Origin of the sequence: Sphingomonas sp. PAMC 26621 (genome assembly GCF_000251145.1) — a bacterium.
GTDB lineage: Bacteria > Pseudomonadota > Alphaproteobacteria > Sphingomonadales > Sphingomonadaceae > Sphingomonas.
Genome location: NZ_AIDW01000020.1, coordinates 42,297 through 64,194, shown reverse-complemented (window position 1 = coordinate 64,194; position 21,898 = coordinate 42,297). Strand labels below are relative to the sequence as shown.

The 21,898-nt window shown below is 67.1% G+C and carries 26 protein-coding genes and 1 tRNA gene; 18 read left to right on the top strand and 9 right to left on the bottom strand.

Annotation, left to right across the window (positions count from 1 at the left end; all coding sequences use genetic code 11):
- Positions 1 to 68: 68 nt before the first annotated feature.
- The 13 genes from gspE to RI03_RS11460 all read left to right on the top strand — a co-directional run bounded on the left by gspE (position 69) and on the right by RI03_RS11460 (position 9,496).
- On the top strand, positions 69 to 1,586 hold the full coding sequence (gene gspE / locus RI03_RS11515; RefSeq protein ID WP_037515216.1) for a type II secretion system ATPase GspE: 1,518 nt from the start codon (positions 69 to 71) through the stop codon (positions 1,584 to 1,586).
- A 116-nt stretch (positions 1,587 to 1,702) separates the two neighbouring features.
- Positions 1,703 to 2,938: a type II secretion system inner membrane protein GspF gene (gene gspF / locus RI03_RS11510; RefSeq protein ID WP_010217479.1), complete on the top strand. Its 1,236-nt coding sequence runs from the start codon at positions 1,703 to 1,705 to the stop codon at positions 2,936 to 2,938.
- A gap of 8 nt (positions 2,939 to 2,946) precedes the next feature.
- Complete coding sequence (gene gspG / locus RI03_RS11505) at positions 2,947 to 3,405, top strand: type II secretion system major pseudopilin GspG (protein ID WP_010217478.1); 459 nt, start codon at positions 2,947 to 2,949, stop codon at positions 3,403 to 3,405.
- Positions 3,380 to 3,853, top strand: a complete 474-nt coding sequence (locus RI03_RS11500) for a GspH/FimT family pseudopilin (protein ID WP_010217477.1) — start codon at positions 3,380 to 3,382, stop codon at positions 3,851 to 3,853. The genes gspG and RI03_RS11500 overlap by 26 nt, the downstream gene beginning before the upstream one ends.
- A complete protein-coding gene (gene gspI / locus RI03_RS11495; protein WP_010217476.1) occupies positions 3,846 to 4,229 on the top strand; it encodes a type II secretion system minor pseudopilin GspI in 384 nt (127 codons plus the stop codon). The genes RI03_RS11500 and gspI overlap by 8 nt, the downstream gene beginning before the upstream one ends.
- A 68-nt stretch (positions 4,230 to 4,297) precedes the next feature.
- Positions 4,298 to 4,879 (top strand): type II secretion system minor pseudopilin GspJ, encoded by a 582-nt coding sequence (gene gspJ, locus RI03_RS11490; RefSeq protein ID WP_010217474.1) that lies wholly within the window; start codon positions 4,298 to 4,300, stop codon positions 4,877 to 4,879.
- Positions 4,876 to 5,010 (top strand): hypothetical protein, encoded by a 135-nt coding sequence (locus RI03_RS25085; RefSeq protein ID WP_274517557.1) that lies wholly within the window; start codon positions 4,876 to 4,878, stop codon positions 5,008 to 5,010. Before gspJ ends, RI03_RS25085 begins: the two co-directional genes overlap by 4 nt.
- On the top strand, positions 4,994 to 5,986 hold the full coding sequence (gene gspK / locus RI03_RS11485) for a type II secretion system minor pseudopilin GspK (RefSeq protein WP_010217472.1): 993 nt from the start codon (positions 4,994 to 4,996) through the stop codon (positions 5,984 to 5,986). The genes RI03_RS25085 and gspK overlap by 17 nt, the downstream gene beginning before the upstream one ends.
- On the top strand, positions 5,983 to 7,080 hold the full coding sequence (gspL, locus tag RI03_RS11480) for a type II secretion system protein GspL (RefSeq protein WP_010217471.1): 1,098 nt from the start codon (positions 5,983 to 5,985) through the stop codon (positions 7,078 to 7,080). The genes gspK and gspL overlap by 4 nt, the downstream gene beginning before the upstream one ends.
- Entirely contained in the window at positions 7,077 to 7,553 is a 477-nt protein-coding gene (gene gspM / locus RI03_RS11475) for a type II secretion system protein GspM (protein WP_010164273.1), read from the top strand. The genes gspL and gspM overlap by 4 nt, the downstream gene beginning before the upstream one ends.
- On the top strand, positions 7,550 to 8,287 hold the full coding sequence (locus tag RI03_RS11470; protein ID WP_010217470.1) for a type II secretion system protein N: 738 nt from the start codon (positions 7,550 to 7,552) through the stop codon (positions 8,285 to 8,287). Before gspM ends, RI03_RS11470 begins: the two co-directional genes overlap by 4 nt.
- A gap of 53 nt (positions 8,288 to 8,340) precedes the next feature.
- A tRNA-His gene (locus RI03_RS11465) sits at positions 8,341 to 8,417 on the top strand.
- A 26-nt stretch (positions 8,418 to 8,443) separates the two neighbouring features.
- Positions 8,444 to 9,496, top strand: a complete 1,053-nt coding sequence (locus RI03_RS11460) for a Leu/Phe/Val dehydrogenase (RefSeq protein ID WP_010217469.1) — start codon at positions 8,444 to 8,446, stop codon at positions 9,494 to 9,496.
- 141 nt (positions 9,497 to 9,637) lie between these two features.
- Here RI03_RS11460 and RI03_RS11455 read toward each other — a convergent pair whose 3' ends face one another.
- Positions 9,638 to 10,384 (bottom strand): HAD-IIB family hydrolase, encoded by a 747-nt coding sequence (locus RI03_RS11455; protein ID WP_010217468.1) that lies wholly within the window; start codon positions 10,382 to 10,384, stop codon positions 9,638 to 9,640.
- 114 nt (positions 10,385 to 10,498) lie between these two features.
- Here RI03_RS11455 and RI03_RS11450 point away from each other — a divergent pair, with 114 nt between their 5' ends.
- Positions 10,499 to 11,131 (top strand): tetratricopeptide repeat protein, encoded by a 633-nt coding sequence (locus RI03_RS11450; protein ID WP_010217467.1) that lies wholly within the window; start codon positions 10,499 to 10,501, stop codon positions 11,129 to 11,131.
- A gap of 120 nt (positions 11,132 to 11,251) precedes the next feature.
- On the opposite strand, the gene RI03_RS11445 is transcribed toward RI03_RS11450, so the two are convergent.
- Both RI03_RS11445 and RI03_RS11440 read right to left on the bottom strand, forming a co-directional pair.
- On the bottom strand, positions 11,252 to 11,518 hold the full coding sequence (locus RI03_RS11445) for a hypothetical protein (protein ID WP_010164268.1): 267 nt from the start codon (positions 11,516 to 11,518) through the stop codon (positions 11,252 to 11,254).
- A gap of 151 nt (positions 11,519 to 11,669) precedes the next feature.
- Positions 11,670 to 13,076: a M20/M25/M40 family metallo-hydrolase gene (locus RI03_RS11440; RefSeq protein WP_010217464.1), complete on the bottom strand. Its 1,407-nt coding sequence runs from the start codon at positions 13,074 to 13,076 to the stop codon at positions 11,670 to 11,672.
- Between the two features lie 220 nt (positions 13,077 to 13,296).
- On the opposite strand from RI03_RS11440, the gene ettA reads away from it, so the two are divergent.
- The gene (ettA, locus tag RI03_RS11435) at positions 13,297 to 14,976 is read left to right on the top strand and encodes an energy-dependent translational throttle protein EttA (RefSeq protein ID WP_010164266.1); all 1,680 of its coding nucleotides are present in this window, start codon (positions 13,297 to 13,299) and stop codon (positions 14,974 to 14,976) included.
- A gap of 145 nt (positions 14,977 to 15,121) precedes the next feature.
- Here ettA and RI03_RS22705 read toward each other — a convergent pair whose 3' ends face one another.
- The 5 genes from RI03_RS22705 to RI03_RS11415 all read right to left on the bottom strand — a co-directional run bounded on the left by RI03_RS22705 (position 15,122) and on the right by RI03_RS11415 (position 19,078).
- Complete coding sequence (locus RI03_RS22705) at positions 15,122 to 15,709, bottom strand: Uma2 family endonuclease (protein ID WP_010217460.1); 588 nt, start codon at positions 15,707 to 15,709, stop codon at positions 15,122 to 15,124.
- 34 nt (positions 15,710 to 15,743) lie between these two features.
- On the bottom strand, positions 15,744 to 16,019 hold the full coding sequence (locus tag RI03_RS11430) for an acylphosphatase (protein ID WP_010217459.1): 276 nt from the start codon (positions 16,017 to 16,019) through the stop codon (positions 15,744 to 15,746).
- Between the two features lie 124 nt (positions 16,020 to 16,143).
- Complete coding sequence (locus RI03_RS11425) at positions 16,144 to 16,521, bottom strand: DoxX family protein (RefSeq protein ID WP_010164260.1); 378 nt, start codon at positions 16,519 to 16,521, stop codon at positions 16,144 to 16,146.
- Between the two features lie 54 nt (positions 16,522 to 16,575).
- On the bottom strand, positions 16,576 to 17,079 hold the full coding sequence (gene greB, locus RI03_RS11420) for a transcription elongation factor GreB (RefSeq protein ID WP_010217457.1): 504 nt from the start codon (positions 17,077 to 17,079) through the stop codon (positions 16,576 to 16,578).
- Positions 17,080 to 17,086: 7 nt separating this feature from the next.
- Positions 17,087 to 19,078: a lytic transglycosylase domain-containing protein gene (locus tag RI03_RS11415; protein WP_010217455.1), complete on the bottom strand. Its 1,992-nt coding sequence runs from the start codon at positions 19,076 to 19,078 to the stop codon at positions 17,087 to 17,089.
- An 87-nt stretch (positions 19,079 to 19,165) separates the two neighbouring features.
- Here RI03_RS11415 and dapA point away from each other — a divergent pair, with 87 nt between their 5' ends.
- Positions 19,166 to 20,047, top strand: coding sequence for a 4-hydroxy-tetrahydrodipicolinate synthase (gene dapA / locus RI03_RS11410; protein WP_010217454.1), 882 nt, complete (start codon positions 19,166 to 19,168; stop codon positions 20,045 to 20,047).
- A gap of 165 nt (positions 20,048 to 20,212) precedes the next feature.
- Here the strand turns inward: dapA and RI03_RS11405 are convergent, their stop codons facing one another.
- The gene (locus RI03_RS11405) at positions 20,213 to 20,614 is read right to left on the bottom strand and encodes an acyl-CoA thioesterase (protein ID WP_010217453.1); all 402 of its coding nucleotides are present in this window, start codon (positions 20,612 to 20,614) and stop codon (positions 20,213 to 20,215) included.
- 167 nt (positions 20,615 to 20,781) lie between these two features.
- Here RI03_RS11405 and smpB point away from each other — a divergent pair, with 167 nt between their 5' ends.
- Positions 20,782 to 21,264 (top strand): SsrA-binding protein SmpB, encoded by a 483-nt coding sequence (gene smpB, locus RI03_RS11400; protein WP_010164253.1) that lies wholly within the window; start codon positions 20,782 to 20,784, stop codon positions 21,262 to 21,264.
- The gene (locus RI03_RS11395) at positions 21,257 to 21,844 is read left to right on the top strand and encodes a DUF2062 domain-containing protein (protein ID WP_026046665.1); all 588 of its coding nucleotides are present in this window, start codon (positions 21,257 to 21,259) and stop codon (positions 21,842 to 21,844) included. Before smpB ends, RI03_RS11395 begins: the two co-directional genes overlap by 8 nt.
- The last annotated feature ends 54 nt before the right edge of the window (positions 21,845 to 21,898 follow it).

Below are 21,898 nucleotides of genomic sequence, written 5' to 3'. Positions count from 1 at the left end.
GTGTCTCACCGAGAGCGAGCTCTGCTGGACTTCCCCACCCCAACCCCTCCCCTGAAGGGGAGGGGCTTATTTTCCCCGAAGTCACCATTCCCTACGCCTTCGCGCGCCGGTTCGGGGTCGTGCTCGCCCCCGGCACCGACAGCCATTTCGCGATCGCGATGCGCGAGGGCTCGGACCCGAAGGTCCTGCTCGAACTGCGGCGTCACCTTGCGCGCCCGTTCGACGTCGGTTTCGTCACCCCGACCGAATTCGACCGCCTGCTGTCCGAAGCCTATGCGATGGACGGGCAGGCGGCGGCGATGGCGGCGGGAACGCTCGGCTTGGGCGACGAGCTCGACGTGCTCGCGAGCGACCTGCCAACCGCGGACGACCTGCTCGACACTGCCGACGACGCGCCCGCGATCCGGCTGATCAACGGCATCATCGCGGATGCCGCGCGCAACGGCGTGTCCGACATTCACGTCGAACCCTATGAGACCGGCCTAGTCGTCCGCATGCGGATCGACGGCGTGCTGCGCGAGACGCTGCGGATGCCGCCGCATGTCGCGCCGGTGATCGTCAGCCGGATCAAGGTGATGGCGCGGCTCGACATCGCCGAGCGGCGCGTGCCGCAGGATGGCCGCATCGGGCTGACGCTGGGTGGCAAATTGCTCGACGTCCGCGTCTCCACCTTGCCGAGCCGGGCGGGTGAGCGCGTCGTGCTGCGGATCCTCGACAAGGAGAATGCCGGGATCACACTCGACGTGCTGGGGATGACGCCTGCGATCAACCAGTTGCTCAAGGAAGCGATCACCGAGCCGAACGGGATCATCCTCGTCACCGGGCCGACCGGGTCGGGCAAGACGACGACGCTCTACGCCTCGATGCGGCTGCTCAACGACGGCAGCCGCAATATCCTGACGGTCGAGGATCCGGTCGAATACGCGATGGAGGGTGTCGGGCAGACGCAGGTCAACGCCAAGGTCGGGTTGACCTTCGCGGCGGGGCTGCGCGCGATCCTGCGGCAAGATCCCGATGTCGTGATGGTCGGCGAAATCCGCGACCGCGAGACCGCCGAGATCGCGGTTCAAGCGTCGCTGACCGGACATCTCGTGCTGTCGACGGTCCACACCAACGACGCGGTCGGCGCGATCACGCGGATGCGCGACATGAAGGTCGAGCCGTTCCTGCTCGCCTCCACGCTGCGCGCGGTGATCGCGCAGCGGCTGGTGCGGCGGTTGTGCGAACATTGCCGGCGGCCGGTGCAAGCGACGGGGTCGGTCTCCGCATTGCTCGGGTTCGATTCGGGCGCGATCGTCTATGAGGCGGTCGGGTGCGAGCATTGCCAGGGGACGGGGTATAAGGGGCGGATCGGCGTCTATGAGGCGATCCGGATCGACGATACCGTGCGGCGGCTGATCAACGATGGCGGTGATGAATCGATTATCGCGCGGCATGCCTTTCTGCATTCGCCAAACCTCGGCAGTGCGGCGCGGGCGCTGGTGCGCGACGGCAAGACGACGCCCGAGGAAGCGGTGCGGATCTCGCGGCGTGACATGGCGGATGCCGAAGCGCCGATGCCATTGCCGGAGTCGGTTGGTGAGTGAGGGGCATCCCTCCCACCGTTCGTTTCGAGCGAAGTCGAGAAACCCGGCACCAACGCAGGTTTCTCGACTTCGCTCGAAACGAACGGATGTGAGGGCGATCCGTATCGGGTGTCCAAATGCCTGACTTCGATTATCTCGCGATCGACACGAAGGGCCGCGAGGCGCGCGGGCAGGTTGCCGCGCCGTCGATCGAGGACGCACGCAAGTTGCTCGACCGGCGCAAGCTCTATGTCGTCAAGGTCGAACCCGGTTCGGGCCGTTCGTCCGCCCAGACTCGCGGCAAGCCGTTGTTCTCCGACCTCCGCCTCGGCAGCCGCAAGATGAGCACCAAGCAGCTCACCCTGTTCACACGCCAGCTCGCGACGCTCAACCGAGTCTCCCCGCTCGAACAGTCGCTCCGCACGATCTCGCGCCAGACCGAGCAGGAGCATGTCCGCGCGATCGTCGATTCGGTCCACGCGGGCGTCACCGAGGGCCGCCGCCTCCACGAGGCGATGGCGCGCGAGGCGAAGAGCTTCCCGGCTTTGTACCGTGCGATGGTGTCGGCGGGCGAGACGTCGGGGTCGCTTCCGGTGATCCTCGAACGCCTGTCGGTGCTGCTCGAACGCCAGGCCGAGATCAACGGGCAGATCATCACCACGCTGGCGTATCCCTCGGTGCTCGCGGTCGTCGCGATGGCGGTCGTCACTGCGCTGATGGTGTTCGTCGTGCCGCAGGTGGTCGAGCAGTTCGACACGGTCGGGCAGCAATTGCCGTTGCTGACGCGGATCGTGATGGGCATCTCGAACTTCATGGTCAGCTACTGGTGGGCGTTGCTGCTCGCGATGGTGCTCGGCGGGATCGGCTTCTGGCGCGCGCTCAAGAACCCCGCGGTCAAGCTGCGCTTCGATACGTGGATCCTGCGCGTGCCGCTGATTGGGCGGCTGTTCCGCGATCTCCACGCCGCGCGGATGGCGCGGACGCTCGCGACGATGGTGGCGAGTCGGTTGCCGCTGCTCGAGGGCCTAGCGCTCACCGGCGGCACGATCCGCAACCTGCGGCTCAAGGCGGCATCGGACGAGATTGTCGAGGCGATCCGCGGCGGCGGGAGCCTGTCGGCGGCGATGCGGCGGACGGGCGTGTTCCCGCCGCTGCTGACCTATCTCGCGGCATCCGGCGAAACCGCGGGCCAGCTCGACGAAATGCTCGAGCGCGCAGCGGACTATCTTGAGCGCGAATTCGACCGGTTCACGACGACCGCTTTGTCGTTGCTCGAACCGATCATCATCGTCCTGATGGGGGGCGTGGTCGCGACGATCGTGCTATCCATCCTGTTGCCGATCCTGCAGCTCAACACGCTTGCCGGACAATAAGGTTTGTTATGACGGATATTACCCCAATCCCCGCCCTCAACCGCCGTGTTCGCTCGTCGGAACAGGGGTTTACGCTGATCGAGCTGATGGTCGTGATCGTCATCCTCGGGCTGCTCGCCGCGATCGTGACGTACAATGTCCTGCCGCTGGGCGACAAGGGCAAGATCACCAAGGCGAAGGCCGACATCGCGCAGATCGAGGGCGCGCTCGATCTCTACAAGCTCCAGAACGACGCCTATCCGTCGACCTCGGACGGGTTGCAGGCGCTGGTCAGCGCCCCCGCCGATGCGGACGCGAGCAAGTATCAGCGCGGCGGTTATATCAAGAAGCTGCCGCTCGACCCGTGGGGCAAGGCCTATCTGTATGCTGCGCCCGGCCAGCATGGCGAGGCGGACGTCTGGACGCTCGGTGCCGACAAGAAGGAAGGCGGCGAGGGCGTCAATGCCGATATCGGTAGCTGGCAGTAACCGCTTTGGCGGCGCGCAGGGGTTCACCCTGATCGAGCTGATGATCGTGATCACGATCATCGGGCTGGCGAGCGCCGTGGTCGTGCTGGCGCTCCCCGATCCGCGCGGACGGCTGCGCGACGAGGGGGCGCAATTCGCGGCGCGCGCGCGGGCCGCGCATGACCTTGCGGTCGTCACCGCGCGGCCGGTGAGCGTGTGGGTGTCGGCGGGGGGCTATGGCTTCGATGCGCGGCGCGACGGCGCGTGGGTCGCGATGAGCGAGAAGCCGCTTCGCGTCACGCGCTGGAGCAAGGGGACCGAGGCGGTCCCGGCATCTGGCGCGCGCGACCGGATCCTGTTCGATTCGACCGGGAGCGCGGATCGCCCGCTCGACGTCGTGCTCCACCGCGCGACCGAAAACCTGACTGTGCGGATCGGCAATGACGGGCGGGTCAAGATCGGTGCCTGAGCGCGCGCGCTTCGGAGATCGCGGCTTCACGCTGATCGAGATGATGGTCGCGCTCGCGGTCTTCAGCCTCGCGGCACTCGCGCTGATCCGGCTGGAGGGCGCGACGATCCGTGGGGCGACGACGCTGGATACGACGCTGATGGCGCAGATCGTTGCGCGCAACGTCGCCTATACCGCGATGACGGATGGACGTGCGCCGACGATTGGCGCGGCGAGCGGGATCGAGCAGAATGGCGGGCGGTCGTGGGCGTGGACACGCGTGGTCCAGCCGACCGGGGACGCACGGATCTTGCGGATCGACGTGACGGTTCTGGATCCGGGCGGGCGGCGCGCGGGGCATCTGACGGTCGTGCGTGATGGGGCGACGCGGCCGTGAATTTTGGGCGTCCCCTGACCCAAGGTATGCTTCCCCGGCGAAGGCCGAGGCCCAGTAGCGGGCCGGGAATGGCGGGGGCTGCGCTACATTACCGCGACCTTTCCGACTGGGCCCCGGCCTTCGCCGGGGAAGGGAAGGGAGTAGGGGAAGTAGAAGCGCGCGCGAAGGCGGCGGAGGCCGGGTTCACCCTCATCGAGGTGATGATCTCGCTCCTCATCTTCGGCCTGCTCTCGGCCGCCGGGGTGGCGCTGCTCGCCTTCTCGGTCCGCGCACAGGGGGCGACCGCGGCCAAGCTCGACGACGTGTCGGGGATGAACCAGCTTACCTCGATCATGACCGCCGATTTCGCGCAGGCGCTCGACCGCCCCGTCCGTGACGAGAGCGGGGCGGTCACGCCGTCGTTCGTTGGCGGATCGGGGCCGACCGCGGTCCCGATGCTGCGCTTCGCGCGCGGCGGGTGGAGCGATCTCGACGGCAACCCACGCGCGGAGGTGCAGAAGGTCGAATATGCGGTGATCGACGGTGCGCTTGCGCGGGTCGCTTATCCGATGCTCGATGGCGCGCAGCCGCTCCCCCCGACCGCGCTCGTGCCCCGCGTCAGGCAGGTCCTGCTGCGCTACCGGATTCGCGGCGCGTGGAGTGATCGGTGACGGGCAGCGTTCGGATGCCGCTCCCCGATGCGGTCGAACTGCGGGTCCTGCGCACCAACGGAATCGAGACGCGCCAGATGTTCCTGGTCGGCACCGGCTATGCGAGGCGGCCCAATGTCGGCGTCAACTGATCCCGGCCCCCCCGGCGAGCGCGGAGCGGCGCTGCTGACGGTGCTGCTGCTCGTCGCGGTGATCGCGGTGCTCGCGGGGACCGCGCTCGAGAAGCTCCGGCTCGCGACACGGCTCGGCGGCAATGCGGTCGCACTCGACCAGGCGCGCGCCTATTCGCTCGCGGCGGAGACGCTCGCGGTCGTCAAGGTCACCGACCTGCTCCAGAAGAGCAAGAACCGCGTGACGCTCCAGGGCAATTGGAGCGATACCCCGTTCGCCTTGCCGATCCCCAACGGCAGCGCCACCGCGCGCGTGACCGACGGGGGGAATTGCTTCAACCTCAACAGCCTCGTCACCGAGACCACCCCCGGGTCGTTCGCACCCTACACCGCCAGCCGCCTGATCTTCGCGCGGCTGATCCGGCTGGTCGATCCATCCGCGCGCTCGCCCGACGCGATCGCCGCCGCTGCGTCCGACTGGATCGATACGGACAACTCGCCGCTCGACGGCGGCGCGGAGGATTCGTCCTATGGCGGGGGACGGCAGGGCTATCGCACCGGCAATACGCTGATGAGCGACCCGAGCGAGCTCCGCGCGGTGAGCGGCGTCTCGCGCGCGGATTACGAAAAGCTGCGCCCGTGGATCTGCACCCTGCCCGAGGCCAAGCCGTTCAAGCTCAACGTCAATACTTTGCTTCCCGAACAGGCCCCGTTGGTGGCGATGCTGTACCCCGACACGATGTCGGTCGAGGGTGCGCGGCAGATGCTGCTGCGGCGTCCGCCAACGGGTTTTGCGACCAACGCCGCATTCCTCGCGCAGGCGGCGGTGCAGGGCTCGACCGCCGATGCGGCGGACCATACCGACATCACCACCCGCTGGTTCACGCTCAAGGTCGACGTGACGCTGGGCGGAACCGTTCTCGAACAATCGGGGCTGATCGACGCATCAACCCTTCCCGCGCGGCTCGTCTCGCGGCAATGGGGCGAGCGACCATGACCGACACGCTAGTCCTCTTCCTGCCGGCGCACGACCTGCCGTGGCGCTGGCTCCACATCGCCGGCAATGTCGTCGCGGCGCGGGGCGACGGGTTCCCGACGCTCGCTACCGAGGACGGGCGTAGCCATGTCGCGGTCGTGCCGGCGGATGCGGTGACGCTGCACTGGGCGGATCTTCCCGATCGCTCGGTCGCGCAATCGGTGACTGCGGCGCGGTTGCTCGCAGCGGATGCGAGCGCGACGCCGATCGGCGCGCTGCATGTCGCGGTGGGCCGTGAAGGCGATGCGGTCGAGCGGCCGATTGGCGTGGTCGCGGCGGGGCAGATGCAGGCGTGGCTCGATACGCTTGCCGCGAATGGCGTCGATCCGGACGCAGTGCTGCCGGCACCGATGCTGCTGCCGCGTCCGGAAACCGGTTATGTCCGGGCCGATCTCGGCGGCGAGGGGGTCGTGCGCGGCGCAACCAGCGGGTTTGCGGACGAGGCGCGGCTGACCGAGCTCGTCACCGGCGGGGTCGCGCCCGAAGTGCTCTCGCGCGGCGAGGTCGAGGCGGCGATCGTCGCGGCGGTAGCCGCTCCGGCGCTCGATTTGCGGCAGGGCGCTTTCGCGCGGCGGCGCAAGATCGGGATCGACTGGGGGCTGATCCGGCGGCTTGCGTGGTTAAGCGCTGCGATCCTGGCGGTTACGGTGCTGATCACGGTCGTGCTGCTGATCAAATATTCGATTGCGGCCAATGAGCTCGAACGCCGCACCGACCTGCTGGCGCGGACCGGCCTCGCGCGCGGCGAGGCGGTGAGCGATGCCGACCGGCAGCTGGATGCGCGGCTCGAGCGGCTGCGCGGCGGCGGGCAGGGGTTCACCCGGACGACCGCGGCGGTGTTCGCCGCGGTACAGGCGACGCCGGGGACCGAGTTGCGGACGCTGTCGTTCGATTCGCTGGGCGCGCTGCGCGTCACCGTCGGGTTGCAGAACGAGGGACAGATCCTCGACCTGCGGCGCCGGATCGGTGCGGCGGGGTTCGAGACGACGACTCAGGGGCAATTGGTCTCGACCGGCGGACGCCTGTCGGGCGAGCTGGTGGTGAAGCCGCGATGACCGAACGCCTGCTCCTGTGGTATCGCGCGCGGACGCAGCGCGAGCAACGGCTCGTGCTCGCGGGCGGGGTCATCGCGATCCTTGCGATCGCCTATCTGCTGATCGTCCCGCTCAACGACGTGCTCGAATCCGAACGCGGGCGGCATGCCACTGACGTGATCGCGCTGGGCGAGACGCAGGTCCGGATCGACTCGGTCAAGGCGGCACAGGCGGAACGGATCGCGCCGCTTGCCGAGCCGCTCGAAACGCTGATTCGCACGCGCGCCAATGACGCGGGCTTCGCGCTGGCGGCAGTAACGCCGCAGGGCGGGGACCGGGTCGCGATCTCGATCCAGTCGGCGCGCCCGGGCGCGCTGACCGGGTGGATCGCGGATCTGGAGGCGTCGGGCGTGCTGGTCGAACAACTGACCACGACCGACAATGGCGACCGCACGGTGGGGGCACAGATGACGCTTCGGGCGCGCGGACAATGACGCGGTTTCGTCTCAGGACCGGTCCGATCGCTCTGTTCGGCGCGGTCTTCGTGCTTGCGCTGATCGTCTTGCTCCCGTTGCGGCTGGTGCTCGGCTGGTTCGACCTCGAGTCGAGTCGAGTCGCGGCCCGCGAGGCAACGGGCAGCGTCTGGTTCGGCGGAGTGCGCGAAGCGCAGGTCGGGCAGATCGCGCTTGGCGATCTGGGCGCGCGCCTGTCGCCCTTCCCGCTCGCGGTTGGGCGCGCGCGAATCGACCTGACGGGGCAGGCGACGCCCGGCGCCGAATCGGGCGCGCGGACAATCAGCGGTGCGGTCAGCGTGTCGCGGCATGCGGTCGGAATCGACGACATGACCGCGCGCCTTCCGGCCGGGAACGTGTTCGCGCCGCTGCCGGTGACCGGGCTCGACCTCGACGACGTCAGCGTGCGCTACCGTGATGGTAATTGCGACAAGGCGGATGGTCGGGTGAAGGCGGTGCTGGGCGGCGATCTCGGCGGAATCGCGCTGGGGCAGGGGCTTTCGGGCAACGCCCACTGCGACGCGGGCGCGCTGCTGCTTCCGCTCGCGAGCCAGTCGGGGAGCGAGCATGTCGACCTGCAATTGTGGCAAAACGGACGCTTCGTCGCACAGCTAACCGTCCGCACGAGCGACCCAACGGTGGCGCAGAAACTCGAGCTGAGCGGCTTCCGGCCGACGTCGAAGGGGCATATGCTCTCGATCAATGGTAATTTCTGAACGAGCATTCTTGACGGTGGGGCCCTGCTCCCGCTAGGAGCGCCCACTCTGCGGCGATCGTAGTTCAATTGGTTAGAGCGTCGGCTTGTGATGCCGGATGTTGCGGGTTCAAGTCCCGTCGGTCGCCCCATTCCTTTAACAGCCAGGACTTGTGCTTTGACCACCGGCTGGGGCTTCCCCGATTTCGACGACCACGAAGGCGTCCATCTCTTCACCGATCCGGCCAGCGGCCTGCGCGCGGTAATCGCGGTCCATTCCACGGCGCTCGGGGCGGCAGCAGGCGGGGTCCGCTTCTGGCATTACGCCGATCATGATCGCGCCATCACCGATGCGCTGCGTCTGTCGCGCGGGATGAGCTTCAAGAACGCGATGGCCGACCTGCCGATGGGCGGCGGCAAGGGCGTGGTCCTCGCGGCCAACCCCGGCGACACGATCAGCCAGGCACAGCTCGAGGCGTTCGGTCGCGCGGTCGAATCGCTCGGTGGGCGGTATGTGACGGCGGAAGACGTCGGCATGTCCGAAGCGAGCATGAAGACGATCGCGACCGTCACCAAGCACGTCTCCGGGCTTCCGGTCGCGGCGGGCAGCGCGGGTGGCGATCCCGGGCCATATACCGCGATGGGCGTGTATCTCGGCGTCAAGGCAGCGGCAAAGCGCGGCCTCGGGGCGGATGACATGCGCGGCGTGCACGTCGCGATCCAGGGTGTCGGCAGCGTCGGTGGCGGTCTCGCCCGGCTGCTCGCCAAGGACGGCGCAAAGCTGACGCTCGCGGACGTCAACGCCGACCGCGCGAAGGCGCTGGCGGAGGAACTCGGCGGCGAGACGGTGTCGGCGGATGCGATCCTGTCGACGAAGGCGGACATCGTCAGCCCGAACGCGCTCGGCGCGATCCTGACGCCGCAGTCGATCGACGCGTTGCAGACCAAGATCATCGCGGGCGGCGCGAACAACCAGCTGCTGACGCAGGCCGAAGGCACGACGCTGCAGGAGCGTGGCATCCTCTACGCGCCGGATTATGTCATCAACGCGGGCGGGATCATCAACGTCGCGCTCGAATATCTCGGACGCGGCGACCAGGCCGAAGTCGAGACGCGGATTGCGCGGATCCCCGAGCGGCTCGTCGCGATCTGGGACGAGAGCGATCGTTCGGGGGCACCGGCGTCGGACGTTGCCGACGCGATGGCGCGCAGGCTGATCGGGCGCGGGTAAGCGTTTTCTTTTTTTATTGCGTCCCCGGCGAACGCCGGGGCCCAGTAGCGAAACGCTAGTTTTCCAAGCGTTGCGCCCAGTTGCGTCGACCTTCGCTACCGGGCCCCGGCCTTCGCCGGGGAAGAATCTGGCAGTAGGCAGCTACTTCAGACACGCGATCATCGCGCGTACCGCGGTCATCGTATCCTCGACGTCGCGCACCGCAACCGTGTCCATCCCCGCCGCGCGAACCGCATCGTCATTGCCGCCGGGATAGATCGCGTCGCCGAGGAACAGCATGTCCTCGGTCGCGATCCCGGACGCGTCGGCGAGCTTCCGCATTGCGTACGCCTTGTCGATGTCCTTGTGCGTGATGTCCAGCGAGGTCGACCCGCCGATGTTGACCGACAGATCGGGCAGCGCCTTGCGCAGGATCACCTGCATTGCCTTGCGCTTCGCGAAGTCGGGGTCCCACGCCTTCTTGGCGTCGAGCGGCGCTTCCTGCCCCAGCCCCGAGAAGGTGATCTGGCTCCCGCGATCCTCGACCCGCTCGCCCCAGATCTTCTCGTCCGCGAACCCGGCCTCCTTGGTCGCCGCGTCGAGCGCCTGCAGGATATGGTCACGCTCGTCCGGGGCGAAGACATCCGCATAGATCGGCTTCCACGCATCCTGCTCGAACCGGTACAGCTTGGTGCCCGTGGTCGGCATGATGAACAGCTTCTCGCGCTGCGTGCCTGCGGGCAGGGCTGCGACGACCTGTGTCTCGAACTGCGGCCAGTCGCCGCCCGAAATCACTGCGACGTGTGCGACCTCGAGCAACTGCGCCAAAAGCGCGGCCATCGGATCGCCGATCCGCTGCTTGCTCTCCGCCAACGTGCCATCGAGATCGAACGCAATGAGTTTCTTCATGGAAAAGTCCTGCGGGAGGGGTTTGTCGAGAAACGCGCGAGCCGTGCTTGCGGTTGCCCGGCTTCCGGTTCGCGCGCATGGTCGGGCGATGGATAGAGCCTCGGGTAGACGCGCGTGAGCGGCTGGATGATGATGGTGCTGCTCGGCGGGGTCGCGGCGGCGAGCCTGTGGCTCGGCGGGGTCGCGCGCTCGCTGTGGACGATGGTGGGGGCTGCGTTGATGCTCGGCGCGGCGGGCTATGCGGCGCAGGAGCATGCCGGGCTTGGTGGGCATCCGATGCGTCCGGATCGGAACCCGGTCGCGGTCTACCCGCAGGTTACCGAGTTGCGCGACCAGATGCTGGGGCGGTTCAGTGGCGACGGCGCGTATCTCATCGCGTCCGACGCGCTGATGCGTAGCGGCAGCCGCGACAGCGGGACCCGCATCGTGATGATGGGCGCGAACGCCTACCCGCGCAGCCTGACGCTGTGGACCGGACTCGGCACCGCGCTCGCGCAGCACGACGGGGGCGTGGTGTCGCCCGCTGCCAAGCTCGCATTCGCCCAGGCGACCCGGCTTGCGCCCGAACATCCCGCGCCGCCGTTCTTCGAGGGGCTGGCCTACGTACAGTCGGGAGACTTCCGCAACGGCCGGCGGTATTGGGCGCGGGCGTTGGCGCTGAGCCCGCCGAACGCACCCTATCGCGCGGGGATTGCGCTGCGGCTGGCGACGCTCGATGCGATGATGGCGCGGTTGCCGGCGGGGTAGGCGCCACCTTCCCGTCGTTCGCGACGGTTCTTCCTCACTGCGCCGCAATAAAAAAGGGCGCCACCGCGATGCGGTAGCGCCCTTCGTTCAGCGTCCGAGCGATGGCCCGGCGCAACGTCCTTACTGGACGTTGTCAGCCTTGGCGTCGCCATCGGCGCGGATGTTGTCGGCCTGGTCGTGGAGCTGGTCAGCCTTGTTGTCCAACACTGCCGAAGCCGTAGCGTTCGAGGTGTTCGACGCCATGTCGTCGATCATCGCTGCATTGTTGTCGACCGCGTCAGCGACCATGTCAGCATTGTTCTCGATCGCAGCAGCTTCTGGGTTCTTGTTGCACGCGGCGAGCGAAACCAGGCCGGCGGCGACGAGAACAAGGGCGGTCTTCTTCATGCAATTGCTCCCAAGCAAATAAGGCATTTCACGGTGACAGGTGCCGCCGCGAAGACCGGTGGCATAACGGCTCGCTGCGGTGCGTCAATCGACAATCACCGATTCGGTTACCATTTCGCCACGTTTCAGCCATATTTGCGACGAGCCGATGTCACTTTGTGGCACCAACCGGCCCGATCGTTTCGGGCGCATTGGCGACGACCGCAAGCATCGTCGCCCACGCCGCGACGTTCTGGCGAAGCTGCGCCGGGACGATCAGGTCGAGCGTATCCTCGGGCGTGTGGTGGTAATCGAAGTAGCGCAAGCCCGACTGGTTGAGGTCGATCCCGCCGCCGCCAAGCGCGAGCGTCGGCTCGACGTCGGTCCCGCCGTGCGCCTTGTCCGCACCGCGCACCACGCCGATCGGCGCGAGCGCGACGGCAAGGCGGTCGACCACCGGCTTGGCGGAATCGGGCAGATTGGTTTCGAAGCGCCACACCCGGTCCGCGCCGAAATCGGATTCGGACGCGATCGTGTGCTGCTCGGTCGCATGCGCCTTGGCATAGGCCTCGCCACCGAAACCGCCGGTCTCCTCGTCGCCGAACCACACCACGCGGATCGTGCGGCGCGGCGTGCCCGCCGCCATGATGTGCTTGGCCGCGGCGGCGGTGATCGCGACGCCCGCGCCATCGTCGATCGCGCCGGTGCCGAGATCCCAACTGTCGAGGTGCCCGCCGATAAGCACGATGCCCGCCGACGGATCCGAGCCGGGGACTTCGGCAACGACGTTGCCCGAGTTCCGGCTGGGGACGACGGTCGGCGTCAGCGTGAGGTGGAGCGAGACCGGCTTGCCGGTCTTGAACATGCGTTCGAGGTTCTCCGCATCCGCGACCGACAGCGCGGCGGCGGGGATCGGCGTGACGCCCGGCGCGAAGTTGGTCGTCCCCGCGTGCGGCCCGCGGCCGTGATCGGTGCCGATCGAGCGGATCACGATCGCCGCGGCGCCCTTCGTTGCGGCGACGTTCGGGCCGAGGAAGCGTGCGCCGCCCTGGCTGCCATAGCTGGAGCCATCCTGCGTCGGTTGCATGCTGTTCGACACGAACGCGATCTTGCCCTTCAGGCTACCCGCGGGGACAAGCAGCAGATCGTTGAAGCTCGGGAAATAGACGACCGGGAGCGTCAGCCCCTTGGCCGGGGTCGCGCCGGAATTGCCGAGCGCGGTCAGCCGCAGCGGCTGCGGGAAGGGGGCGATGACTTCGGCGGTCTCGGTGCCGCGAACCCAGACGTTCTTGAGCTCATAGCGTTCGATCCGCACGTTCTGGAAGCCCAGCCCCTTGAGCTTGATGACCGCCCACTGCCGCGCGCGTTCCTCGGCGGGCGAGCCATCGGGGCGCGGGCCGATCTCGGTCGTCAGGCCCGAGACGATGTCATAGGCGACGTCGTCCTGCAGCGCCTTGTCGCGGATCGAAGCGACGCCTGCGTCGGGCGCGACTGCCGTGGGCATCGCACGCTGCGCCATCGCGGGGACGGAAAGGGTGGCCAGCAACGTCGACGCGAGAAACAGCGAACGGATGGTCATGCAGGGACACTCCATAGAAGGCGGGCGTTTGCCGGGCCGACGGGGTCGGCGGCGAAGGTGCGTGCAGGGGACAGGACGCGCGCGGATCTCAGGTCCGGTTCGTGACGCCCCCCGCGTCGAGCCGTCACCGTATCCACCGGCGGCCACGTTGCCAATCCACCGCATGCTCGCTACATGAAGTCTATATTTCCAGCCTCATGTGAACGGAGCATCATCGGCTATGGCCGTGCAGTACAGCTATGTGATGAAGGGCCTGTCAAAGACCTTCCCCGGTGCGCCCAAGCCGGTGCTCAACAACATCCACCTGCAGTTCCTGCCCGACGCGAAGATCGCGATCATCGGACCGAACGGCTCGGGCAAGTCGACGCTGATGAAGATCATGGGCGGGATCGACCCGGACTTCACCGGGGAAGCGTGGGCCGCGGACGGAATCAAGGTCGGCTATCTGCCGCAGGAGCCGCAGCTCGACCCGACCAAGACCGTGATCGAGAACGTCAAGATGGGCGCCGGGCCCGTCGCTTTGATGGTCGAGCGGTTCAATGCGATCTCCGCCGAAATGGGCGATCCGCAGGACGACACCGATTTCGACGCGCTGATGGAGGAGATGGGCGATCTCCAGACCAAGATCGACGCCGCCGACGGCTGGGCGCTCGACAGCCAGCTCGAGCAGGCGATGGAAGCGCTGCGCTGCCCGCCGGGCGACAGCTCGGTCACCAACCTGTCGGGTGGCGAGAAGCGTCGCGTCGCGCTCTGCAAGCTGTTGCTCGAAAAGCCGGGTATCCTGCTGCTCGACGAGCCGACCAACCATCTCGATGCCGAAAGCGTCGCGTGGCTCGAAAACTACCTCAAGGAATATACCGGCAACGTCATCCTCGTGACGCATGACCGCTACTTCCTGGATAACGTCGTCAACTGGGTGCTCGAGCTCGATCGCGGGCGCTACTACACCTATGAATCCAACTATTCCGGGTATCTGGAAAAGAAGGTCAAGCGGCTCGAGCAGGAAGATCGCGAGGAGCAGGGCAAGGCCAAGGCGATCGCCGACGAGCTGGCGTGGATGCGGCAGACCCCGAAGGCGCGCCAGACCAAGTCCAAGGCGCGTATCCGCGCGTTCGACGAGCTGATGGAAAAGCAGGAGAATCGCTCGATCGGTAAGGCGCAGATCCTCATCCAGCTGCCCGAGCGTCTCGGCGGCAAGGTGATCGAGGCGAAGGGCCTGACCAAGTCGTACGGCGACAAGCTGCTGTTCGAGAACCTCGACTTCGTGCTGCCCCCGGGCGGGATCGTCGGCGTCATCGGGCCGAACGGCGCGGGCAAGTCGACGCTGTTCAAGCTGATCACCGGACAGGAAACCCCGGACGTCGGCTCGATCGAAGTCGGGCAGACGGTCAAGCTCGGGTACGTCGACCAGTCGCGCGACGATCTCGACCCGAACAACAACGTCTGGGAGGAAATCTCGGACAAGCTCGAGATCTTCCGTTTCGGCAAGCAGGAGCTGGGCACGCGGGCCTATGTCGGCGCGTTCAACTTCAAGGGCCAGGACCAGCAGAAGAAGGTCGGCCAGCTGTCGGGCGGTGAGCGCAACCGCGTCCATCTCGCCAAGATGCTCAAGGAGGGTGGCAACGTCCTCCTGCTCGATGAGCCGACCAACGATCTCGACGTCGAGACGCTGCGCGCGCTGGAAGAGGCGCTGGAGTCGTTCGCGGGTTGCGCGGTGGTGATCAGCCATGACCGCTTCTTCCTCGATCGCCTTGCGACGCACATTCTCGCGTTCGAGGGTGACAGCCATGTCGAGTGGTTCGAGGGGAACTTCGAATCCTATGAGGAAGACAAGCGGCGTCGCCTGGGCGATGCGGCGGATCGTCCGACGCGGCTGGCGTACAAGAAGCTGACGCGCTGAGCTGGCGCTGAGCTGACTGATCTGCTGTGCTTCCCCGGCGAAGGCCGGGGCCAAGTTGCGAAACGCGAGTTTTCAAGCGCCGGCGCTTCGTTACCTCGGACATTCCGACTGGGCCCCGGCCTTCGCCGGGGAGACTTCCGGAACTTCAACCAGCGACGATTGGTTGTTCGGCGACCTTCGGCCTCAGAGCGCCGCGGTATCCACGCCGAGGCCGTTGATCGTCTCGGACTCGACCCGATCCCCGAAGGCGATCACCCGCCGCTCCGCGTAGGCCTCGCCGGAGGGGGCCCACATCTGGTGGATGACCTGCGCTTTCACGTCGACAACCCAATATTCCGCAATTTCCATCCGGGCGTAGGTCGGTCCTGAGTGTGGTGGAAGCGACCTCGACGATCAGTAGAACGGTATTCTTGTCCACCAGCCCGGATACCGGCGTCGTGTTCGTAACGAACATGTCGGGCTGTGGCACGTTATGCGGCGGCATACCGATCGAGCCCTCCATCCAGGCTTCCACGTCACGATCAAGCGCGGCGCAGGCCGCGACGAGTCGCAGGTACAGCCGGTTGGACACCGTGAAATGCTCGCTGAACTGCGCATTCACCGCGACCACCGCGCCATCGATCAGCTCCGTCTTTGCATAGGCATCGAACGCACCCGACCGGTCAAGCAACAGGTAATCGGCCACCGTCAGCTTCGCGGTGAAGGGAACGGCGAGGGCATCCTGCGCGGTCATGACCACACCATAGCAGGCGCGCGTCGACGCGCAATCAGACGGTGAAGCGCTTGGTGAACCCCTTGGGCGCGCGCTCATTGTCGGGCTGCGCCTCGACATGGTCGACGCGGGCTGTGTCCGGCCCCTGGCGGCACAGCTCGATCAGCCGGGCGACCGCACCCTCATCCCCCGCTGCGAGCAGTTCGACGCGACCATCGGTGCGGTTGCGGACCCAGCCGATCGCGCCCAGTTCCTGCGCGCGCCGGACGACCCAATCCCGATAGCCGGTCCGCTGGACCTTTCCGCTTACGAACGCGCGCTGCATCGGCATCACTCACTGGTTACGTTGGACCCGCACACAAACCGCGCAGTCCGTCGTGGTGTAGCGCGACGCCGGTTGCAGCGCATCAACATGAAAGGCCTGCGAACCTGCGTTCGTCGCAGGCCAGCGCCCATCAGGCGCTGCGGCGCGCATCCAGACTGATCGGACCCGGACCGGCGGCGGCTAGGTAAAGGAAGACGAAGCAGTAGAGCATCGCCGCTTCGCCGCCATTCGCCGCGGGGAAGAAACTCTGCGGGAAGTGGACCATGAAGTACGCGACCGCGGACATGCCCGACAGCACGAATGCGACCGGTCGCGTGAACAGGCCGAGCAGGATCAGCGCACCGCCGCCAAGCTCGAGCACGCCCGCGACCATGAACAGCGGGGTCAGCGGCATCGGGAAGGGGGGAATGCCGAAGAACTTCGAGCAGCCATGCTGGACGAAGCCCAGTCCGACGATGATACGCAACAAACTCAACAGGCGCGGGGACCAGAGCGTCGGGATCGGCATTGGCAAGGTCCTGTCATGGTGGAACCCGCGAGGTGCGCCGCGCCGCGGCAACCGTCAATTGTCGGATACGAAACGATCCGTTGCCGGGTAGGCGATCGCCATCACCTCATACTCGCGTTCGCCCGCGGGCAGGGTCACGCGGCGGATGTCGCCCACCGCCGCACCGCGCAGCGCGCGCGCGATCGGGGCGTTCCACCCGATCTTGCCCGCGGCGGCATCGGTCTCGTCGTCACCGACCAGCGTCAGCACGCGGCGTTCGTCGTCCTCGTCGGCGATCGTCACGGTCGCGCCGAACCAGACCCGGCCGTGATCCGGCTGCGCGGCAGGGTCGACCACCTTGGCGGCCTTCATACGCCGCGCGAGGAAACCGAGCCGCCGGTCGATCTCGCGCAGCCGCTTGCGGCCGTAGATATAGTCGCCGTTTTCCGATCGGTCTCCGTTGCCCGCCGCCCAGGAAATGACGTCGACCAGCTTGGGGCGCTCCTCGCCAAGCAATTGCTGATATTCCGCGCTCAGGACAGCATAGCCTGCGGGCGTGATGTAGTTCGGGCGGTCCATCGTCGCGTCAGCCGGCGGTGCGCTTGCCCAGATACCAGCTGATCCGGTTCGGCCCGGATGAGCGCGACCGGGTTGGGTTCATCAGGTCGTACACCACCGCATTCTCGAGCACGCGCTGGACGTAGTTCTTGGTCTCGTAGATCGGGATCGCCTCGATCCAGTCGATCATGTCCGGGCCGCCCGCCATGCGGGGGTCGCCGTTCGCGCGGAGCCATTTATTCACGTTGCCCGGGCCCGCATTATACGCCGCGACCGCGAGCGGGTAGCTGCCGAAGGTGCCGAAGATCTTCCGGAAATAGCTCGACCCGACCATGATGTTGTAATCGGTGTCGGTCATCAGTGCCGAGGCGTCATACGCAAGCCCGAGCTTGGTCGCGGTCTCGCGCGCGGTGCCCGGCATCAGCTGCATCAGCCCGCGCGCACCCGCGTGGCTGATCGCGGCGCGGTCGAACTGGCTTTCCTGCCGGGCGATCGCGTGGATCATCGTCCAGTCGTCCTGGCTCGCGACCGGAACACGCACGTTGGGGAAGCCGACCGTGGTGTAATCGCTGAGGCCGTTCTGGAGCGCGCTACGCCCGACCATTACGCCGAGATCGGGGCGGCCGAGCGTGCGCGAGACTTCGGCGGCGAGGACGTGGTCGCTGTCGGTCTTGGCATCTATCGCGATCTGGCGGACGAAGGCGGTCTGGTCGAGCCACGCGCCGGTCGTCCCGAGATATTGCGCCGCGCGCACCGTTTCGCGCGCGTAGAAAGCGGTGCGCGTGGCGGCGTCGACCGGGCGAGCGGCCGGGGCGGCGGGGGCGGTCAGCGTCTGGCCGAGCCGCTCGATCGCGAGCTGGCCGTAGAACATGTCGCGGAAGCCCGCACCGCGCGCGTAATAGCCGTTTGCCGCGGCGCGGTTGCCCGCCGCTTCGGCGGCGCGGCCTGCCCAGTAGAAGCCTTTCGACTGCGTCGTCGGGGTCTTGGAGGCATTGGCGTAGCGCAGGAACAGGCCGGTGGCATCGGCGGGCCGGTTCATCTGCTTCATCGCTGCCTGGCCGGCGAGCCAGACCAGGCTCGTATAATCGTCGCGCTCGCCATACGGGCGCGCGCTGACGTCGGTGCCTGCTGGATAGGCGTCGTCGACGCGGCGCGCGATGTCATAGGCGACGGCAGTCTGGCCATCGTTCGCGGCGGCGCGTGCGTTGGTCAGCAGGACTTCGAACCATTGTTCGGCGCTGCCCGGGACGACCGCGAGTGGCGCGCGTTGCGCGAGCGTTCCGCGTGCGCTGTTGGAGGCGCCGTTGAGGCGATACCAGCTCGCGCGGTCGGCGAGCCAGCCCGGATCGGTCGCGCCCAGCGCCTGCGTCGCGGCGGCGCGGTCGGAGGCGTCGGGAGCGTTGGTGCGGAAGGCGAGCCGCGCCTCGAACAGCGGACGCCGCGCCGGACTGGTCAGCATGACCTGGCGCTGTGCGGCGAGGGTCGAGCCCTGCCACAGCAGCATGTCCATCCGCGCGTCCTGGTCCGCCTGGCTCAGCGCGCCGGGGTAGAACGCCTGGATCTTCGCCTCGTCGACCGGCGAGATCGTGCCCGATACCCAGGCGGCGCGCGCGGCGGCGTTGGCATCGGCGCGCGCGCCGGTCGCGGCGAGTGCCTCGGCGTAGCGGGTTCGACTGGTGCCGCTCAGCGGCGGGAAGCGCCGGAAATAGGAGACGGCGGTGGCGGGCGACCAGCCCGGCGTCTCGAGCGCGCGCTCGGCCGAGCGGCGGAGCGCCATCTCGTTTGGCCAGCCGGGATGCGCGATCAGGAATGCGGCATAGCGATCGAAGCCATAGCCGGTCGTCTGCAGCATCTTCCATTCGGAAATCGCCGAGGCAATGCCGACGTTCGCGGGATTGGCCCCGGTCAGGATCTGCGTCGCGCGGCCCCAGCCGAGCTGCTCCTGCACGGCATCCGCCGGCACCGCCAGACTGGAGACACCGGCCAGCAGGAAACCCGATTTGAACAGCGTTGCAATCATGTGGACAGACTATGCTTCCTGTCCGTATTTGTCCCGTCGAAAAACAGGAAATGCGACGGGCAGACCGTTGCGCAGGAGCATAACAGCATGTTTTCGGGATCGATCCCGGCGCTCGTCACGCCGTTCGCCGCCGATGGCGCCTTCGACGAGCCGGCGTACCGCGATTTCGTCGAATGGCAGATCGCGGAAGGCTCCGCCGGGCTGGTGCCATGCGGGACGACCGGCGAGGCGGCGACGCTGACCGCTGACGAGCATTTTCACATCGTCGGCGTCTGCGTCGACCAGGCGCGCGGGCGCGTGCCGGTGCTCGCCGGGGCAGGGTCGAACGACACGCGGGTCGCGATCCACAATATCGCAGCGGCCAAGGCGGCGGGCGCGGATGCCGCGCTGATGGTCCCGCCTTATTACAACCGGCCCAACCAGGAGGGCATCTTCCGCCACTTCGAGGCGGTCGCGAACAGCTGCGACCTGCCGATCGTGCTGTACAACGTCCCCGGGCGGACGGTGACCGACATTGCGGCCGAGACGGTCGGGCGGATCGCGCAGGCGTTCCCCAGCGTGATCGGGATCAAGGATGCCACGGGTGTGATCCAGCGCGTTTCGGCGCAGCGGGCGGTGTGTCCGGAGGGGTTCGTCCAATTGTCGGGGAATGACGACATGGCGCTCGCGTTCAACGCGACCGGGGGCGTCGGGTGTATCTCGGTGACGGCGAACGTCGCGCCCCGGTTGTGCGCGGAGTTTCAGGCGGCGTGCGCGGACGGAGATTATACGGCTGCACTGGCGCTGCACGATCGTCTGTTCGCACTCCACGTCTCGTTGTTTACCGATGCATCGCCGGGGCCGGTGAAATATGCGGTCAACCGGGTGCGGCCGTCGTTCCCCAAGGCGTTGCGGTTGCCGATGACGTGGCCGAGCGAGGCGAGCCAGCGCGCGGTGGATGCGGGGCTGGCGGGGGCAGGGCTGGTTTGAGGCTGCGCCTTTTGTCTTTTAGCGCCACCCCGGAGAAGGCCGGGGTCCATTAGTGAGGTCCTGCGTCATGGAGCGCAGCATTCCCTGGCGACTGTTCCGCAGTTAGGCCCCCGGCCTTCGCCGGGGTGGTACTGCGGGGGTGCTGAGCGCCCCGCCACGGCAAACTCAGTCTTTCGCGAAGAACCGGTCGATCACGCCCTGCGCCAGACGCGCGGGCCGCTTGGTCTCGATATCGAGGCAGCACCAGCTCGACTTCACCTCGGCGAGAACCTCTTCACCGCGCTTGATGATCGTCTCGTAGAAGGCGCGGGCGCCTTGCACGTTTTCGAGCAGGACCGTCGCGATGACCTCGTCGTCGAGGAAGGTCGGCTTGCGATAGGTAATCTCGTGCTTGAGCGCGACCCAGGCGTGCGTCGCCAGCGCATCGGCGGGGGCGAAGCGCTGCCAGTGGCTGATGACCGCTGCCTGTACCCACTTCAGATAGGACGCGTTGTTGACGTGCCCCATGAAGTCGATGTCGGCCGCGTCGATGTCGATCGGGAAGTTGTGCGTCGCGAACTGGGCCATGGCGTATCCTATCCGAGATCGATCCCCGGCGCGATAGCGTAGGGGCACGGACCTTAACATTTATGTCAGTAACGATGGGTCGGCCGGTTCGATCCTTCGCAATCGAATCACGGCTCGACGCGACGGGGCTTTCTCATCCGCGCGGCACGTCCTACATCGCCCCTCCTATGGCGCGTCCCAAACCTGTAACGTTCGAAAAAACCAAGATCGTCGCCGAGAACCGGCGCGCGCGGTACGATTATTCCATCGAGTCGGTGTTCGAGGCGGGGATCGCCTTGACCGGGACCGAGGTCAAATCGCTCCGCACCGGGCAGGGGTCGATCGTCGAAAGCTACGCCGAGGCCAAGGATGGCGCGGTGTGGCTGGTCAATTCGAACATCCCGGAATTCAGCCACGGCAACCGGTTCAACCATGAGCCGAAACGGCCGCGCAAGTTGCTGCTCCACGCGCGCGAGATCAACAAGATGCACGGTGCGGTCAATCGCGACGGGATGACGCTGATTCCGTTGATGATTTATTTCAACTCGACCGGGCGTGCCAAGATCGAGCTCGCGCTCGCCAAGGGCAAGAAGGCGCACGACAAGCGCGATTCGATCAAGGAGCGCGACTGGAAGCGCGAACAGGGCCGGCTGATGCGCGACCGTGGCTGACGCCGCCGCCTCGAAGACTTTAGTGGCGCGCGCCTGGGGCTTTGCGCTGAGCCATATCCCGACTCGCGAGGGGATCGAGCGCAACCGTTTCCTGCGACCGGTCGCGCATCGCATCCTGCACCCGGTACTGTGGCGCTTCACGCGGCGCTCGGTCCCGCGCGGTGTCGCGCTGGGGGTGGTGAGCGGGATCCTGTTTCCGTTCGTCCATGCGCCGGTGGCGGCGCTCTCGGCGCTGCCGGTGCGGGCCAACGTGCCGGTCGCGGTGGCGACGACCCTGTTGCACAACCCGCTGACCAGCGTGCCGCTCTATTTCAGCGCCTATCACATCGGATGCTGGATCCTGCACTGGGACCGGACGATCCCGGGCCGTCCGATCGCCAGCAACGTCGCCGCGCATGCAAGCTGGTTCCACACGCTGGTCGCGCAGGTCGGCCCGGCGACGATCGTCGGGCTGGTCGTGATGTCCGCCGTGCTCGCGGCGATCGGCTATGTCGCGGCAGGGCTGGTGTGGCGAATCCGGATCGGGCGGAAATGGCGGCAGCGAACGCTGCGCAGGAATTTTGTTAACCCATTTGACTAGGCGTATCGGTTGGATACAACACGCAGGCTTCGTCGCGATTTTTGAAGGGCCTGT